This is a genomic window from Algibacter mikhailovii (genome assembly GCF_014651495.1).
Taxonomy (GTDB): domain Bacteria; phylum Bacteroidota; class Bacteroidia; order Flavobacteriales; family Flavobacteriaceae; genus Algibacter_E; species Algibacter_E mikhailovii.
Genome location: NZ_BMWZ01000001.1, coordinates 263,966 through 282,503, shown reverse-complemented (window position 1 = coordinate 282,503; position 18,538 = coordinate 263,966). Strand labels below are relative to the sequence as shown.

The 18,538-nt window shown below is 32.3% G+C and carries 12 protein-coding genes; 4 read left to right on the top strand and 8 right to left on the bottom strand.

Annotated features, from left to right (window positions below; genetic code table 11):
- Positions 1–44 precede the first annotated feature (44 nt).
- A complete protein-coding gene (uvrA, locus tag IE051_RS01235; RefSeq protein ID WP_189358683.1) occupies positions 45–2,828 on the top strand; it encodes an excinuclease ABC subunit UvrA in 2,784 nt (927 codons plus the stop codon).
- A gap of 126 nt (positions 2,829–2,954) precedes the next feature.
- Here uvrA and IE051_RS01230 read toward each other — a convergent pair whose 3' ends face one another.
- The gene (locus IE051_RS01230; RefSeq protein ID WP_189358681.1) at positions 2,955–4,031 is read right to left on the bottom strand and encodes a DUF3667 domain-containing protein; all 1,077 of its coding nucleotides are present in this window, start codon (positions 4,029–4,031) and stop codon (positions 2,955–2,957) included.
- Between the two features lie 354 nt (positions 4,032–4,385).
- Here IE051_RS01230 and IE051_RS01225 point away from each other — a divergent pair, with 354 nt between their 5' ends.
- Positions 4,386–5,684, top strand: coding sequence for a hypothetical protein (locus IE051_RS01225; protein ID WP_189358679.1), 1,299 nt, complete (start codon positions 4,386–4,388; stop codon positions 5,682–5,684).
- Between the two features lie 102 nt (positions 5,685–5,786).
- Here IE051_RS01225 and IE051_RS01220 read toward each other — a convergent pair whose 3' ends face one another.
- The 4 genes from IE051_RS01220 to IE051_RS01205 form a co-directional block, all read right to left on the bottom strand.
- Positions 5,787–7,244 carry a lipopolysaccharide biosynthesis protein gene (locus IE051_RS01220; protein WP_189358677.1) on the bottom strand — a complete coding sequence of 486 codons (1,458 nt, stop codon included), beginning with the start codon at positions 7,242–7,244 and terminating at the stop codon, positions 5,787–5,789.
- Positions 7,245–8,525: a glycosyltransferase family 4 protein gene (locus tag IE051_RS01215; protein ID WP_189358675.1), complete on the bottom strand. Its 1,281-nt coding sequence runs from the start codon at positions 8,523–8,525 to the stop codon at positions 7,245–7,247.
- A gap of 79 nt (positions 8,526–8,604) precedes the next feature.
- A complete protein-coding gene (locus IE051_RS01210) occupies positions 8,605–11,034 on the bottom strand; it encodes a YfhO family protein (RefSeq protein ID WP_189358673.1) in 2,430 nt (809 codons plus the stop codon).
- A gap of 29 nt (positions 11,035–11,063) precedes the next feature.
- Complete coding sequence (locus tag IE051_RS01205; protein WP_189358671.1) at positions 11,064–11,348, bottom strand: DUF4834 family protein; 285 nt, start codon at positions 11,346–11,348, stop codon at positions 11,064–11,066.
- Between the two features lie 121 nt (positions 11,349–11,469).
- Here IE051_RS01205 and IE051_RS01200 point away from each other — a divergent pair, with 121 nt between their 5' ends.
- Positions 11,470–12,501, top strand: a complete 1,032-nt coding sequence (locus IE051_RS01200) for a transporter (RefSeq protein WP_189358669.1) — start codon at positions 11,470–11,472, stop codon at positions 12,499–12,501.
- Positions 12,502–12,524: 23 nt separating this feature from the next.
- Complete coding sequence (locus IE051_RS01195) at positions 12,525–13,646, top strand: GNAT family N-acetyltransferase (RefSeq protein ID WP_189358667.1); 1,122 nt, start codon at positions 12,525–12,527, stop codon at positions 13,644–13,646.
- A gap of 59 nt (positions 13,647–13,705) precedes the next feature.
- Here IE051_RS01195 and capB read toward each other — a convergent pair whose 3' ends face one another.
- The 3 genes from capB to IE051_RS01180 all read right to left on the bottom strand — a co-directional run bounded on the left by capB (position 13,706) and on the right by IE051_RS01180 (position 18,460).
- Positions 13,706–14,965: a cysteate-C-fatty acyltransferase gene (gene capB / locus IE051_RS01190; RefSeq protein ID WP_189358665.1), complete on the bottom strand. Its 1,260-nt coding sequence runs from the start codon at positions 14,963–14,965 to the stop codon at positions 13,706–13,708.
- A gap of 237 nt (positions 14,966–15,202) precedes the next feature.
- The gene (capA, locus tag IE051_RS01185) at positions 15,203–16,243 is read right to left on the bottom strand and encodes a cysteate synthase (protein ID WP_189358663.1); all 1,041 of its coding nucleotides are present in this window, start codon (positions 16,241–16,243) and stop codon (positions 15,203–15,205) included.
- Between the two features lie 75 nt (positions 16,244–16,318).
- A complete protein-coding gene (locus IE051_RS01180) occupies positions 16,319–18,460 on the bottom strand; it encodes a S9 family peptidase (RefSeq protein ID WP_373294317.1) in 2,142 nt (713 codons plus the stop codon).
- Between the last annotated feature and the right edge of the window lie 78 nt (positions 18,461–18,538).

Sequence of the window (18,538 nt, the reverse complement as noted above, 5' to 3'; positions counted from 1 at the left end):
CAAATACTTATAGTATCTTTGCAAAATTATCTCGTATATTGCCTATGACTCCTAGTATTTCAGAAGTAAATCCAAAAGAAAACATCATCATAAAAGGTGCAAAACTTCATAACCTAAAAAATATTGATGTTGTTATTCCTAGAAATAAATTAGTTGTTATAACCGGTCTATCAGGATCGGGAAAATCAAGTTTAGCTTTTGACACCCTATACGCAGAGGGTCAAAGACGCTATGTAGAAAGCTTATCAAGTTATGCACGTCAATTCTTAGGAAGACTCAATAAGCCTAAAGTAGATTATATTAAAGGCATAGCACCGGCCATCGCCATAGAACAAAAGGTAAACTCTACTAACCCCCGATCTACTGTTGGTACTACTACCGAAATTTATGATTATTTAAAACTTTTATTTGCTCGAATTGGCAAAACCTACTCACCTATTTCTGGGTTGGAAGTTAAAAAGAATTCGGTTTCAGATGTTATTAAACATATTAAAACCTTTGCAGAACGGGAAAAACTACTGCTTCTCGCGCCAATACATCTAGAAGATGGACGCTCTATTGAAGACAAACTAAAAGCTTTACAACAGCAAGGTTATGCGCGTATAAAATTGGGTGATAAAGTAATTAGAATTGATGAGTTTACGTCAACATCTACTAAGCAGTCCATATTATTAGTAGTTGATAGAATTATTGTAAAGGACGAAGAAGATTTTTATAATCGACTTGCAGATGCGGTCCAAACCGCCTTTTTCGAAGGTAAAGGCACCTGCATTATTGAAACGTTAAAAGATAACAAGCAACGCATATTTAGCAACAAGTTTGAATTAGACGGCCTCACCTTTTTGGAACCCAATGTTCATTTGTTTAGTTTTAATAATCCCTACGGAGCTTGTCCTGACTGTGAAGGTTACGGTGATGTCATTGGGATTGATGAAAATTTGGTTATTCCAAATACGGGTCTGTCTGTATATGAAAATGCTATTTTTCCATGGCGCGGAGAAAGTATGAGTTGGTACAAAGATCAACTGGTTAATAAGTCATATAAATTTGATTTCCCCATTCATAAGCCATATTTCGAATTAACTGCATCACAAAAGAAATTGATTTGGACTGGTAATGAATATTTTGAGGGACTAAATTCGTTTTTTGCTGAATTAGAATCTAAAGCTTACAAAATACAGAATCGCGTGATGCTATCTAGGTATCGCGGAAAAACAAAATGTCAAACTTGTGATGGTAAACGCCTGAGAGCCGAAGCTAATAATGTCAAAATAGCCAATTCAACCATTACAGATTTGGTAGAAATGCCAATAGATAAATTAGCACACTTTTTTAAGCATCTAGAATTAAATGGTAATGATGCAAAAATTGCTAACCGTTTACTAAAAGAAATCAATAATAGATTATCGTTTTTAACTAATGTAGGTCTTGATTATTTAACACTTAATAGAAAGTCAAATACACTATCGGGTGGGGAAAGTCAAAGAATTAACCTAGCCACGTCTCTTGGGAGTAGCTTAGTGGGATCTATGTATATCTTAGACGAACCGAGCATTGGCCTTCACCCCAAGGATACAGAACGATTAATTTTAGTTTTGAAATCGTTGCGTGACTTGGGTAATACCGTTATAGTTGTTGAACATGATGAAGACATTATGAAAGCAGCAAATAATATTATTGATATAGGCCCAGAGGCTGGCACACTTGGAGGTCATGTAGTTGCTAAAGGTACTTATGATGATATTTTGAAATCTGAATCTTTAACGGCAAAATATTTAAACGAAGACTTAAAAATTGAAGTTCCAAAAACTAGGAGGACTTCAAAATACCACGTTGATATTATTGGAGCCCGAGAGCACAACTTAAAAAACATTGATGTAAGTTTTCCGCTTGGTATGCTTACGGTTATAACAGGTGTTTCAGGCAGTGGCAAAAGTACATTGGTGAAAAAAATACTTTTTCCAGCGCTTCAAAAAAAATTAACTGATTTTGGTGATAAACCAGGTCAGTTTACATCTTTAAATGGTGATTTTTCGAACATTAATCAAATTGAATTTGTTGACCAAAATCCTATTGGTCGTTCTTCCCGATCCAACCCAGTAACTTACATAAAAGCTTATGATGACATACGCGCCTTGTATTCCAAACAAAAACTAAGTGCAATAAGAAACTACCAAGCAAAACATTTCTCATTTAATGTAGATAGCGGACGTTGTGAGACTTGCAAGGGAGAAGGTGAAGTTACAATTGAAATGCAATTTATGGCCGACGTGCATCTAGAATGTGAAACTTGCAAGGGTAAGCGCTTTAAAAAAGAAGTTTTGGAGGTGATGTTTGCAGAAAAGAATATTGATGATATTTTGAATTTCACCATTGATGACGCCATTGCCTTTTTTGATGCCAACGGGCAATCCAAAATCAAGAACAAACTGCAACCACTGCAAGATGTGGGATTAGGCTATGTTACTTTAGGACAGAGTTCTTCCACCCTTTCAGGTGGAGAAGCCCAACGTATTAAATTGGCTTCCTTTTTAGGTAAAGGCAACAATAAGGAAAAATCGCTTTTCATTTTTGATGAACCTACTACTGGGCTACATTTCCATGATATACAAAAGCTTTTAACATCTTTTAATGCTTTAATTGAAAAAGGGCACTCAATCATAGTTGTGGAACATAATTTAGATCTTATAAAATGTGCCGATCATATTATTGATTTAGGTCCTACTGGAGGAGAGCTTGGGGGAAACCTGGTTGCCTCCGGAACGCCTGAAGAATTAGTTCTGGTCAATGAATCTGAAACAGGAAGGTATTTAAAAGAGAAACTATAAGCCCTTTGCTATTTTTTCCTTAATGTCTATTAAAAGCGACTAGAAAAGTTTATAATTCTTTCGCTTGTGCCTATCTAGATTTAGTATGGTATGATTTTTTTTAGACTTATATTTCTAGAAATTTACCTAATAAAACAAAAAGGCTATAGTACCTAATATGATAGCTGCTAGAGGGCTAACTAGTATTAAAAACAAAAATGAAGCCACACTAGCTTTTATAAAACTTCTAAACCATCCTTGCATATAGAATCGCTTTAAGGCTAAAAGTAAGTATATAAATGTAGAAAGCATAATTAAAAAATCTAATGAATCTGGAATATCAAAAAGGAAATTAATCCCAAGTATTATGCTAAATACAGTAAACAAAAAAGAGAAATAGTAAAAACTAAAGACTAAATGATGTGCATAAAGTCCATGTTTGTAATAAAGCAGTTTTAAAATTAAAGCAAATATTGGCAAAAGGACAAACATGGCTATTGGAATGGCATCATAAAACGCCTGAAGTACGCTGCCCCCGCCTCTGGTTTTATATAGTTTAAGGGACTGGGCATAAAAACGTCTTTCTAAAAAACCTGCGTTGGCACTCATTCCAAAATGTTCATATATAACCTTGTTTGGAGCACCTATTGCAATTAATGAATCAATACTTTTATTATAATCAAAATTAAATAAACCATTACTGTTTAAGTTTTCTTTATTCAACAAAGAATCTAATTCCTTTTCTGAAATATCCTGAGGTAAATCATACGTCTTAAGAATATTACCTAATTCAATTAACTCTAAAGAATCCTTATTTATTTCTTTTTGTAATGTGCTTTTAACCACTGAATCATTAACCTCCCTTTTTTCTTGTCCTAAGGCCTTATCTAGTTGAGCATCTACAGTACGAACCTGTTCTCGCTGTATAAAAGAAAACAAAAAGAAAAATACAACTGCAATAAATAAATACATCTGAGCGGGATGTAAATATAACAAGCGCTTTCCTTCAATAAATTTTGCAGCTAAATAACCTGGCCTTAATAATAATGGGAAAAAGCTTTTAAAGAAACGTGCATCAAATGAAAAATAGTTACTTATTGTATTGTAAAACAACACCTTAACTGTCAATTCATCTTTAGCTTGCTGGCCGCAATAAGGGCAAAACTTAAAACTATCTTTAAATAGTTTTTCGCAGTTTTTACAAGCTTCTTTGTTCTTTTTCATCAATTTTCGTTTACAAACATAAAAATACACATATTAAATAATAATTCTTAACAAAACTTTTATAGTATTTATTAGACAATTCAAGTATTCCTTTTAAAGAATGACACAAATTAAAACCTAAACATAAATAGCTTGAGAAATCAATTATTTCGTTTACAAAACTGTGTTTCTTGCTTAAATTTTAACATAAACAACAGAGTTTTCTAGTTTTTTCTGTAATTAATGAAACGCTAGAACCACCAGTATTTACAAAGAAACTAGGCAGTATACCTTGCAAAATCGTATGGGTAATAAAAATTATGGCACGTTGTTTGTTTTTAGGTTAGTGTAACCCTTAAATCTATCCATATGTATATGTCACAAGTCTATCATGAGCAATTACTTATTTCCAAGAGAATTCAAAACAGTTTATTCTACTTAATTTTAAGTTTATTTTTTTTCATAACTACGTTGGCCAATGCGATTAATATTGAAGCGGCTAGTTTTAATAATTCAAATTATACCCAAAATGGAAATTCTTTCATTTTTGTTGAAAACAATATTGAGTTTTCGGTATTTCGTGATGGGCAATTTGATTTTAATATTCTATCTAGCAATGGCAGAATGGACATCACTTATAGTTCTGGAGCCACAAATATTAGCTTTAACACAGGTTATAACTATAGTAATTATGTGCAATATGATGAATACGGCGCTATTATACAAATACAAAATAGTCCAATATATTATGATGATTATGGCCGTATTATTCAGGCAGGAAATACAAACATTTACTATAACAACTACGGTAATATATCTAGAATTGGAGGATTATACGTAAACTATAATCAATACAACCAATTTCTATATTGCTCTGGTTTCATTAATACATATAATCGAGTTTATACATACAAACCTAGGTACAATTACTATTGTATTCCCTCTCCTAGATATACTGTAGTATATCATAAACCCTACAGAAGATACTACTATCCCGTGAGATACACTTACAATAGACGTTTATACAACAATTATAGGCCATATACATCAATTGGTTCTAAACATGGAAAGCATATATACAAAAACAGTAGATACGCTACGGTAAATAGAAGCAAACATAATGTAACCAGTATTAATAGAAATGCAAGTTCAAGAAGGGTAAATAAAAAACACAAAGAAAAGTATGCTTCTAAGGGAAATAGCGTGAAGACCAAAAGGAATAATCAATACGCTAGTATGACTAGAAATAACAGAGCTAAGACTCACAATACTAATATGCGTTCAAACGGTAACCCTAGTACCTTAAAAACATCTGATAATAAGGATTTTAACAGAAATTCGAATACAATGACTTTAAATTCACCCTCAAAAAACAATATTAAAAGACGTGTGGTTAATCAAAATACTCGAGTAAAATACACTAAAAAAGAAAGACCTAACGTTAACCATAATAATATATCAAGTCAAGAACCAAAGCGCTTCAATACTCGTAAATATAATATAGAGACTCGGAGCCCAAAAACTAATAAAACAGCTAGATATAACACAAAAACGAATAGCATTACGAAAAAAAACAAGGTTTCCAATGCTATTAAAAATAAGAAAAACAATTTCACACAAAACAGGAGTAATTCTAATAAAACTATAAAATCTTCTGTTGGAAGACGACAATAAAAATTTTTGGTTGGTTAGTTTGAAAAACCTTGCAATATGTTTGCCTCAAAGCAATCCTGCAGGGTTTTTCTTTTTATAAAGAATTGCTTTTAAACCTGAATATTATTTTAGTTTCAAATATTTTCTAATTTGAACAGATAAATCGGCTGAAAAATTAAAACGATATATTACAAAAACATATAATACACCTAGTAATACAGACTTTAAAGCGATATTGATAATGGGATGAAATGGGAAGTCCCAAAAGTAAAACAAAAGTGTACTAATTAAAACTAAAGTAGCAATGTTTAATGACTGTTTTGTGAATGGGAATATTTTAAATTTACGATAAACAAAGTAAATCTTGATACTATTATAAACAAACACAGCTAGAAAAGTAGCAACTCCTGCCCCATTTATTCCCAGCCAAGGAATAAAAATTATATTCAGCATGACCATTAGAGCAACTAAAACAACGCCCAAAACTAATACCATTCTATAATAATCACTATTAAATAAAATGGCGTTATTACTCCCCAATATGGTATCATATAATTTTGAGAGACTTATTATAAAAACAACAAATAAACCACCACTAAACTCATCAGGGATAATACGATACAACTGATTGATATTAAGAATAATGAGTAAAAAAATAAAACCTCCAACAATAAACAAGTTTAAAGAACTGCGTTTATACAAATCTTCTAAAGCATCGAAATTCTTTTCATTTAAAAATTTCGCGGATAAGGGCATTAATATTTGGTGCATAGATCGCTGCGGGACCGCGATGACCGTAGCTATAAAAATAGCAACATTATAATAAGCAATTTGTTCTATATCAATATAATAACCCAACATGACTTTATCAACGTCTAATAATACTGTAGCTATAGAACCTGCAATAATTATTAAAAATGAGTACTTTAATATACTTCCTATATTGTTTATTTTTTTAAACGTTATTACAGGGAACTTAATACTAAAAGCATAAAATTTCATCACTAAAGTTCTTAGTGCATAAACCACAACAAGTCCAGTCATAAACTGCTCAACATCAATAAGTTTTAAGTAGAGTAAAAACAACAGTATCATTGCACCCACTCTATGAAAAACTTCCTTCATAAAATTACCAAATACTGTTTGCATTTGCACTTTGGCCCATGCAAAAAGCACCTCAAAATAAGCGAGTGCTATTGCAATACATATGGTATGCCATAAATACCCTTTGATAATTTCATTTTCCTTAGATAGAAACCCAACAATCACATCATAGCTTAAGTATGTTAAGATAATTATTGGAATAATAATAAGCATGGGTAAAAATAACACCAATGTTAAAAAGCTGTTCAGAGACACCCTAGTTTTAAATGAAGAATAGAATTTTATTAAAGTATTATGCATTCCAAATGCCATGAGCGGCATAACAACATAAGCTAAGGACAGCATATACCCTACCATCCCATAGTATTTGTCACTCAAAAATTCGGTATAAAGAAATAAGGTGTTAATCGCTCCAATAAAAAAACCTAAATACGTAGAAACAATATTTTTAAAGGATTGCGTAGCAACTACTCCCATTTAAAGTAATTTTGATAGTGAATGTGTTAATGACTTTCTATGGTATTTTTGTAATCCTATTGGGTAAGTTTCCAATTCATCATTTTTAAACGCCTTATAATGTTCTAAGATAATGCTTTTTAATGATTCGTAATCGTCATAATAGAAGTGGTTTCCTGTATTGGTTTCCTTGATGATTTTTTCAACATCCGTATCCTTTGGACCTATAGAAATTATAGGTCTTCCTGAAACCATATATTCAAATAATTTACCTGGAATTATTGACTTCGTTTCTTCTGAATCAATTTCAATTAACAACAATAATTGCGACTTTTTTTGATACATTATAGATTGATTATGTGAAACATATCCTATATCATCAAAATAATCACTCAAATTTAAATCTCTTAACGACTCAAGTATATTTTCTCCAACAACACCAACAAATCTGATCTGTAAATCTTTGGCAAATTCATGATTTTCTTTTACCAATTCACTTAAAGCCTTCCATAAATTCATAGGATTCCGCTTTGATAAAAGGGAGCCTATGTGAGCTATAGTGAATTTCTTATCCTTTTCAAAATCAATAACTGGCTCATCATCATAACCATTTGTAATTACCTCGATAGGTCTATTGGTTATTTTTCTGAATTCACTTTTAGTGTTGTTACTTGTAACAAGTAGTTGATCTGCCGAATTCAACACGCAATTCTCAAGTTTTTTGTGCTTCCTTTCAGCGTTTTTTGTTATTCTTAATTGTTTATGATATCCTATGCTAGTCCAAGGGTCTCTAAAATCAGCAAGCCATCGTAATCCTCTTTTTTCTTTAAGTCTTAAGCCTATGAGATGAACGCTATGCGGAGGACCTGTAGTAATGAGCGTATCAATTTTTTCTTTTTCTATAATTTCTAAAAGAACATTTGCAGACGGTTTAACCCAACTTATACGCGCATCTGGAATAAAGAAATTACCTCTTATAAAAAGCATAAACTTTTCAATAAAAGATTGCTTTTTCTCTTCTGAAATCACTCCCTTGCTCATGGTTTGCGATGATTTCTTAGAAAGGATACCAGCTACTCTATAAGGTTCTTTTATAGGGTATTTAATAATAGTTATATCATCTGAAACTTCAGATTTCAAACTGTTATCTATTAACGGATAATTGGGGTTTTCAGGAATAAAAACAATAGGTTCAACGTTGAATTCTGGTAAATACTTAACAAACTTTAACCATCGTTGAACTCCAGGCCCACCTGCTGGAGGCCAATAATATGTAATGATGAGAACTTTTTTCTTATTCATCTTTTAATTCCTGCGAAAACAATAATCTCTCCTCCTAAATATTTATGTGAATCAGCACCTATAAATAAGATTTATGTATTCACTTTTTTTTATACTCATAAAATACACCAACAAATAAAAGCAACACAAACAAAATAGAACTTGCTAAAGTAATCTTACTTCCAGTTTTAACAACATCTGGCTCAAATTTAAATTCAATAATGTGATTTCCTGCAGGCACAGGCATGCCTCTCAAAATATAATTCACTCTAATATGTTCAACTTGTTTACCGTCAATAAATGTTTTCCAACCATGACCATAATATATTTCAGAAAACACGGCAAAACCATCTTGAGAGTTTGTTGTGTTATACTTTAAATAGTTGGGGGTAACTTGTTCTAATTCAATTTTTGACAGGGAATCTACAGCATAGTTAGTCTTTAACTCCTTAAACATATTAAGCTTTGGCTGATTTGAAAAAATGGCCTTTTGTTTTGTATCTAAACTATCTATAGCTAATATCTCTTCATTAGCGGAATTAACTTTTACTAACTGTTTTACAAACCAAGCATTACCATTAACTTCATCATTCTCATAAGGAAATGCTTTTCCCTCTTCATCTTGAGCAACAATATATTTTGTATTTAGCATACTAAGTATATTGATGTTATTCTGTGTTAAATAAAAATCATAAACCTCACTATACCTTCGCAATTCGGCAGCATTATAGCCATTTAGCGAATTATGGTAATATGAAGGCTTAGATGGCCCTGACACCAAATCATAAACCCTGTAATGCGATTTGTCTTGTAATATATACTTATCAACCTCATTAGCTTGAAATGGTTTACTCATTTTGATACCCGAAACAAAATCGTCATTATTCACATAACGTTTATCCACTCCAATCAAATCAAACAGTATTAGAATAAAAAAACCTGCAATCACCCAATCCCTTTTTAATTTCTCTTTTAAAAACATAAAAACGATTCCAGCAGAAAGGGAAACTAAAATTAATGAACGTATTGTGTCTTCAGTAAATATTGTTTTTCTATCTGATTTTAAGGCGTCAATATAATCCTGTCCGTAATTTTGGCGATAATACCCATCATTAAGTCCAATAAAATCAAATAAAGATGATTTAAAGAATAAAAAGATCAACGCTAAACCAGCAGTAATTCCAATTGCATATTTAAGTGCTACAAGTTTTCGTTCTTTATTTTCAGAATCCTTAAATAGCTTGACTAAACCAAATACTGCCAATGCTGGTATACATAATTCCAATATTACCTGAATAGAACTCACTGCCCTAAACTTATTATACAAAGGCACATAGTCAATAAAGAAGTCTGTTAAAAAAGCAAATGGTTGATTTTTGCCATAAGACAATAACAAGGATAATATAGTGCCTCCAACGAGCCACCATTTCAATCGTCCTTTTACTAAAAACAATGCAAAAACGAACAAAAACAAAACCACGGCTCCTACATAAGCTGGAGCTTCAACAATAGGCTGATCTCCCCAATAGGTTGGTGCTCGTTTAGCTTCTTGCGCTGCTTGTGTTGTTGTTGCACCAAGCTTCCTTAGTGCTTCGTAGGTCGCAGAATCTTTGCCAACATCTTCACTATTACCACCGCCCATAAAACGTGGAATATATAAATTGAAGGTTTCAATTATGCCATAACTAAATTGTGTAATATAGGCTTTGTCCAAGCCAGAAGTAACCTCTTTTGTCGAACCATCGGCGTTTATTGTTAATTCACTCTTACCGCGCTTACTTTCTTTTACATACTCATTGGTTGCTAATATATTAGAAGCATTCAACGCAATAGATAATACTACAGCTGTAATTAATACACCTATAGATTTAAAATAATGAGGAAGCTCTTGTTTTCTGTAAGCATCTATCAAATAAGCAATACCCAATACCATGACTAGTAGGAGCAAATAATAGGTCATCTGAAAATGATTTGAAACTAATTCCAAGCCCATTGCAACCGTGGTTAGTAAAAAACCGCCAATATATTTCTTCTGAAAAACCAAAATGATTCCACTTAAAACTAAAGGCATATATGCTATGGCATGCGCTTTACTGTTGTGACCTACCCCAAGAATGATAATTAAATACGTGGAGAACCCAAAAGCTAAAGCTCCTAATGCGGCTAGTTTGAAATCAACTTTTAAAACCAAAAGGAACACATAAAAACTCAACAAATAGAGAAACAAATAGTCTGCTGGTCTTGGTAAAAACCGAAGTGCCAAATCCAATTTTTTAATATAGTTATGGGGATATCTTGCTCCTAATTGATATGTTGGCATTCCGCCAAAAGCACTATTGGTCCAATATGTTTCTTCGCCAGTATCAGCTTTAAAGTCTTTTTGCTGCTTACTCATGCCAATATATTGCACGATATCATTTTGAAATATAGCTTTACCTTTTAAAACTGGACTGAAATAAGCTAATGATATGATTATAAACCCCAAAATAACAAGACTATGAGGTACTAACTTTTTAAAAGGAAATGACATGAAAATGAATTAAAAAATGGTTTTGGAAATTAATCAATTTCTTCGAAATCAACGTAATCCCCGACGTCTTTATTTGAAGTTTTTGTTTTAGGAACTTTATCAATAATTACTTCTCCTTCTTTTCGCGAAGTTTCTTGTTTAGGTCCTTTCTGAAATTGTCCGAATTGACCACCAAAACGTTGCTCTGCTTTTTTAGCAACATATTTTAAAAAAAAAGGCATAAAAAGACGGGCCAGAATTTTAAATCCAAAATAAATTAAAAGGATAATAAGTATCATCTTCACAAGACCCGTTGCAGATGCATATTGTAACATAACTGTAATTTTAAAACAAAAATACAATTCTCCATACTTAAAAAACATTCTATACTAATAAAAAAAGTATAAAATATCTATATTTGACAACCTTTAAAACGCACTTTTGACTGTCATCCCTATGAACTTTTTAAAATCAACATTTTTTATTTTATTGTGTTTAACAAGTATTCATGGATTTTGTCAATATACTGATGTTATAAACTCCAATCGCCCAGGAGCTTCAAGAAGTGCTTTTTCAGTAGGTACTAATGTTGCTCAGATAGAAATTGGGCCATATTTTGTAAAAGAGAAAAGAACGCCTGCTGCGGCGTATGAGGTTTCTGGATTTGGGATTGATTTTGCAGCGCGCTATGGCTTTTTATTGGAAGAATTAGAATTTAATGTAGAAGGAACCTATCAAAATGACTCAAAAACATTCACTTCCAATATTTCGACTGATAGTAAGCGTGCGAATTTTAAATTTTTAGCATTTGGTCTAAAATATTTAGTTTACGATCCAAATAAAAATGCAGAAGAAGAGAAACCAGATTTATATAGCTGGAAAGCAAATAGAAAGTTTAAATGGAATTCATTAATCCCTGCCGTATCTGCATATCTTGGTGGTAATTTTGACACAGAATCTAACCCATATACAGCACCAGGAATTGAAGGTTTCAGTCCAAAAATAATGATTGCCACACAAAACAATTTTAATGGTGGCTGGGTGTTTGTTATGAATTTAATCATGGACCGCATAGGTACTAACCAGTCTGATTTCTCATATATACTAACTTTAACCCGATCACTAAGTCCAGAATGGGTTATCTTTGGGGAAACTCAGGGCATTCAAAGTGATTTTTATGCGGATAATTTATTTCGATTTGGTGGCGCCTATTTAATGAAAAAGGATTTTCAATTAGACACAGCCATCACCTTTAACACAAAGGATACGCCATCAGTTTTCAACATAAGTTTTGGTGCATCATATAGATTAGATTTTCATAAGGACAAAGACAAAAGTGACGACATAAATAACGGTGATTCTGTCGAAGAAGAAGCCAGAAGACAAAAAAACAAAGAAGGTCGAAAAAGGAGATTAAAGGACGATTTAAAAACTACGGATCCAGTTGAAAAAGGAAAAAAACGAGAAATAGATTTTGACGACGATTAATAATTCAAAATCTTTAATATGATATGGTAACACTAAAAGAAGTACAGACTAAAAAGGAATTAAAAGATTTTGTAAAATTTCCCTTCAAAATATATAAGGATTGTAAGCAATGGACTCCGCCTATTATAAGCGAAGAAATAGAGTCTTTTAATAAGCAAGAAAACCCTGTTTTTAAAAACGCCGATGCCAGGTTGTTTCTTTGTTTCAGAGATAATGAAATTGTTGGTAGAATTGCGGCTATTATTAATTGGGTAGAAGTTAAAGAACAGAAAATAAAAAAAATGCGCTTTGGTTGGTGTGATTTTATTGATGATTTAGAGGTATCACAAGCCCTTTTTGACACAGTTCAAGACATTGGAAAGAAACATGATTTAGAATTTGTTGAAGGTCCGGTTGGATTCTCTAATTTGGATAAGGTAGGTGTTGTAACTGAAGGTTTTGATACCATCGCTCTTATGGTTACTTGGTATAATCACCCCTATTACGCTAAACATTATGAAGCTTCTGGGTTTAAAATTGAAAAGGAATATGTAGAAACTAAAATTCCTTTTACTAACATCAATAAGGATGTTTTCTATAAAGTTCAGGATCTAATAAAAAGACGATACAAACTTCGAGCAATTAATTTTACAAAAACCTCTGAAGTTATGCCTTATGTAGATGAAATGTTTGAGCTTTTTAATATAAGTTATGCGTCGCTCCCTTCATTCGTTCCTGTAAGTGATGAACAAATTGCATACTTTAAGAAAAAATTCATCAGTTTTGTTAACCCGGAATATATCAAATTTGTTGTTGACAGTCAGAATGCTTTAATAGGATTTGCTATTGTTATGCCTTCTTTTGCCAAGGCCTTACAAAAAGCAAAAGGAAAGTTATTTCCGTTTGGATTCACACATATTTTACATGCTAAGAAATATGGCAAGGATGCAGTGTTCTACTTAATTGGGGTACGTCCGGATTATCAAAATAAAGGTGTTCATTCAATAATTTTTAATGAGTATCACGAACTATTTATTAAAAAAGGCATTAAAATGTGCTATAGAACACCAGAACTTGAAAATAATGAGGCTGCCCGAAAAATATGGAGACACTTTACTTCTGAAACCTATCGAAAAAGAAAAACGTTCAAGAAAAATATTAAATAAAAAAATCCGATTCAAAATTGAATCGGATTTTTAGTTTTATATATAATATCACTTACAGCCTACTCTCCCATTGCAGCCATTACCGCTGCTGATAATCTTTTGTAGGTTCCATTGTGTAATCGCTCTCTTATCTTATCAAAAGCATTAAGTGTTTCTGTTACGTCTTCTAATGTATGCGTTGCTGTTGGAATAAGTCTTAATAGTATCATACCCCTTGGAATTACTGGGTAAACCACAATAGAACAAAATATTCCATAATTTTCACGTAAGTCCTTAACTAAAGCCATTGCCTCAGGGATACTTCCTTTTAAATAAACCGGAGTTACACAACTTTGTGTTGTACCAATATCAAAACCTCTCTCTTTTAAACCTGATTGTAATGCATTCACATTCTCCCATAGTTTATTCTTAAGTTCAGGCATAGTTCTTAACATATCCAAACGCTTAAGCGCACCTTCCACCAATTGCATCTGTAAGGACTTGGCAAACATTTGAGATCGTAAATTATATTTTAAATAATCTATAATTTCTTGATCTGCAGCAATAAACGCACCTGTACTTGCTAATGATTTTGCAAACGTTGCAAAATACACATCAATATCTTCTTGAACCCCTTGTTCCTCACCAGCACCGGCACCTGTTGCACCTAAAGTTCCAAATCCATGAGCATCATCAACAAATAATCTGAATTTGAATTTTTTCTTTAGCTCAACAATCTCCTTCAAACGCCCTTGCTCTCCTCGCATTCCAAAAACACCTTCAGAAATAACAAGTATTCCTCCGCCTGTTTGTTCAGCCATTTTAGTTGCACGCTCCAAATTCTTTTCTAAACTAACAACATCGTTATGCTTATAAGTAAAACGTTTACCCATGTGTAAGCGCACACCATCAATAATACATGCATGAGCATCAACATCATAAACAATGATATCATCTTTAGCTACAAGTGCATCAATAGTTGAAACCATGCCTTGATAGCCAAAGTTTAAAAGGTATGCTGCTTCTTTGTTAACAAAAGAGGCTAGCTCGTTTTGCAATTTTTCATGTAAGTCTGTATGACCAGACATCATTCTAGCTCCCATAGGATAAGCTGAACCATATTTCGCAGCTGCTTCAGCATCTACTTTTCGAACTTCAGGATGATTTGCCAACCCTAAGTAATCATTGATACTCCAAGTGATAACTTCCTTACCTTGAAATTTCATGCGATTTGAAATTTCACCTTCTAATTTAGGAAATACAAAATAACCTTCTGCCTGAGAAGCCCATTTTCCTAAAGGTCCTTTATCTCTGTAAATTTTATCAAATAAATCTTTCATTTATACTAAATCTTATTGCTCTTAATTTAAAGACATCTATTGAAGCATACAATCATTTTCAAGTAACATTATCAGAGGTTTGAAAAATATTAGAAGCCCAAAGTTAATTGCTGCAAAATTAATTATTTATCTGTTCTGAGCATAATTTTTGGCCCTCAATTATTAATAAAATAAAAAAAGAGATTAAATCTTACCGTATAAGCAAAACTTAATCTCTTTCTAAAAATATGATTTATATTATTTTATATACTGAATTGTTTCAGCTGAAGCTTCATTGATACTATCAAAAAATCCTTGATCTTCCATCCATTTATCGCTGTAAACCTTACTCATATATCTTGCGCCATGATCTGGATAAATAACTACAACAAGGTCATTCTCTTTAAAACGCTCTTGCTCACTTAATTGCAACAAGGCTTGCGTTGCAGCACCTGAAGTATAGCCTACAAACATACCTTCTGTGCGTGCTATATGACGTGCAGTATGCGCACTATCCTCATCTGTTACTTTTACAAATTCATCTATTAAATCAAAATCTGTTGCCCCAGGAATTAAGTTTTTACCTAATCCTTCTATTCTATAAGGATAGATTTCTTTTTCATCAAACTCTCTCGTTTCATGATATTTCTTAATCACGGAACCAAAAGCATCAACACCAATAATATTGATATTAGGATTTTGTTCTTTTAAATATTTCGCCGTACCAGAAATGGTTCCTCCCGTACCACTACAAGCCACCAAATGAGTAATTTTACCTTCGGTTTGCTTCCAAATTTCAGGACCTGTAGATTTATAATGTGCATCAATATTTAATTGATTAAAATATTGATTAATATAAACGGATCCTTTTATTTCTGAATGCAAACGCTTAGCAACCTCATAGTACGACCTCGGATCATCTGCACTAACATGAGCAGGACAAACATAAACCTTTGCCCCCATGGTTTTTAGCATATCAATCTTGTCTGGAGACGATTTTGAACTTACTGCTAAAACACATTCATAACCCTTAATTATACTTACCATCGCCAAACTAAACCCAGTGTTACCCGATGTCGTTTCTATTATTGTGTCACCTGGAGAAAGAATACCTTGCGCCTCGGCTTGTTCTATAATATGCAATGCGATTCTATCTTTTGAGGAATGTCCTGGATTGAAAGATTCTAATTTTGCATAAAAATTACCTTTCAACTTAGAAGCTATTTTATTAAGTTTAACAAGCGGAGTATTGCCTACTAAATCTAACAAATTATCAAATACTTGATTATCTTGTTTCATAAAAGCTTTTTTAAACCATTATGCATATAAAAACATAATGATGCTTAAAACCGCACAAAAATAAAACTTTTTTTTTTATTGACCATGAATTCCTTCTAAATCTAACAAAAAGGCATATTCCATAGCCACTTCTTTTAAACTTTCAAAACGTCCTGAAGCCCCACCATGACCGGAGTCCATATCTGTATGCAACATTAATATACTATTACCAGACTTAAGGGTTCTTAATTTAGCAACCCACTTGGCTGGTTCCCAATACTGCACCTGTGAATCATGTAGCCCTGTAGTTACCAGCATATGAGGGTATTCTTGAGATTTCACATTATCATATGGCGAATAGGATTTCATATAATTATAAAAATCTTCATTATTAGGGTTTCCCCATTCATCATACTCCCCTGTGGTTAATGGAATTGTATCATCCAACATAGTGGTTACCACATCAACAAAAGGTACAGCTGCAAGTACACCATGATATAATTCTGGATTCATATTAATTACTGCTCCTATTAATAGGCCTCCAGCAGAGCCTCCATAGGCATATAAATGTTTATTAGAAGTATAGTTTTGTTCAATCAAGTATTTAGAGCAATCAATAAAATCAGTAAACGTGTTTTTTTTCGTTAATAATTTTCCATCTTCATACCAAGCTCTTCCAAGATATTCTCCGCCTCTAACATGGGCTATAGCATATATAAAACCTCTATCTAATAAGCTCAATCTTATACTTGAAAATGAAGGATCTATTGTAGAACCGTAAGAGCCATAAGCATACTGTAGCACAGGGTTTGATCCATCAAGTTTAAGCCCTTTTTTATAAACTAAAGAAATAGGCACTTTAACACCATCTCGTGCTTCTGCCCAAACTCGTTTTGACTCGTAGTTTTCCTTTTTAAATGTTCCTCCTAATACAGCCTGTTCCTTCTTTATTTGAGTTTTTTTAGTTTTAAAATTGTATTCCCTAATTGAACTTGGAGCGGTTAGACTATTATATCCATAACGCAAATCATCACTATTAAAGTCCGGATTATTGCCTATATAAGCAGTATAAGTTTCTGAATTAAATGGTAAGTAGTAATCTTCTGCTCCATTCCAACTTATTATGCGTAAATTATTAAGCCCGTTTTCCCTTTCATTAACCACTAAATAATCATTAAAAATCTCAATATCCTCAATTAAAACAGAATCTCTATGTGGAATAACATCTTTCCAATTTGTTTTATCAGTCCCATCTTCACTGGTTTTAGATATCTTAAAATTGGTAGCATTATCTACATTAGAAATTATATAAAAATTATCACCGTAATGTGCTATATTGTATTCCAAACCACTGGTTCGTTTTTGAAAAACTTTAAATGCATTATCTGGAGTATCCGCATTTAGAATTTGATATTCTGAAGTCAAGGTGCTTGAAGCCCCAATTACAATATACTTTTTAGACTTTGTTTTATAAACAAACGTATTAAATGTTTCATCTTCTTCATGATACACTTCAACATCTTCAACACAGTTTGTATTCAGTTTATGTTTAAATATTTTATGAGCTCTCAGTGTAACTTCATCCTTTATGGAATAAAACAATGTTTTATTATCATTGGCCCATGTAGCACTGCCTGTTGTATTCAGTATTTCATCTGAATACACTTCTCCTGTTACTAAATTTTTAATACGAATAGTATACTGCCTTCTACTTACAGTATCAACAGAATATGCTACTAAACTATTGTCTGGACTAATTGATATACCACCTAGATTAAAATAGGAATAATCTTTAGCCATTTCATTACAATCAAATAAAATTTCATCTTTAGCATCGATATACTCCTTTCTGCGTAAATAAATAGGGTAATCCTTACCTAATTCATATTTGGTTACGTACCAATAACCATTGAGTTTATAAGGTACTGTGGAATCATCTTCCTTTATCCTCCCCTTCATTTCCTCAAACAATTGTTTTTGAATGTCTTCAGTATGTTTTAACTGGTCCTTAGTATATGCATTTTCTTCATTTAAATATTCTATAACTTCTTGATTATCTCTGTCATTTAGCCAATAATAATTATCCGTTCTAACATCATTATGGATTATTAATTCTTTTGAAATTTTCTTAGCTAAAGGTGCTTTTACATCGCTCATTTCAAGATTCATTGATTTATCATTTTTACAAGAAACGGCAAAAATAAAACTAAAGCAGGTAATAGCTATTGTCTTTATCATCTTTTCTATGTAAATAATATTTAATTTAAATGATATTGTAATAAATTTGCGAAGTACAATCCTTTAAAAATACACAAA